The sequence below is a fragment of the Haemophilus sp. HMSC061E01 genome (assembly GCF_001810345.1).
Taxonomy (GTDB): Bacteria; Pseudomonadota; Gammaproteobacteria; order Enterobacterales; family Pasteurellaceae; genus Haemophilus_D.
Genome location: NZ_KV801005.1, coordinates 367,290 through 367,682, shown reverse-complemented (window position 1 = coordinate 367,682; position 393 = coordinate 367,290). Strand labels below are relative to the sequence as shown.

Here is a 393-nt window from a genome sequence, read left to right as displayed (position 1 = left end):
GTGATGGCTCAGTGACCACTACTATCGTAAAAGATGGTAAAGACGGTAAAGATGGTGCGACTGGTGCAGCAGGTAAAAACGCTGAAGCAAGTGTTGTAAACAACGGTAACGGTACACACACAGTCACTATCGTAGATGGCAACGGTCAAACCACTTCAACAGTTGTTAAAGATGGTAAAAATGCAGAAGCATCTGTTACAAACAACGGTAATGGTACACATACATTAACTGTCGTGGATGGTAACGGTAACACTACCACCACTATCGTTAAAGATGGTGCAACCGGTGCAGCAGGTGCGAAAGGTGACACTGGTGCAACTGGTGAGAAAGGTGATAAAGGTGATAGCATTACAGGTGAGGTTGTAGATAACGGCGACGGTACTCATACTATCA

The 393-nt window shown here is 44.8% G+C and carries 1 pseudogene; it reads left to right on the top strand.

From position 1 onward, the window contains the following. Positions 1 to 393: pseudogene (locus tag HMPREF2732_RS09850) on the top strand (hypothetical protein); the annotation flags it as partial.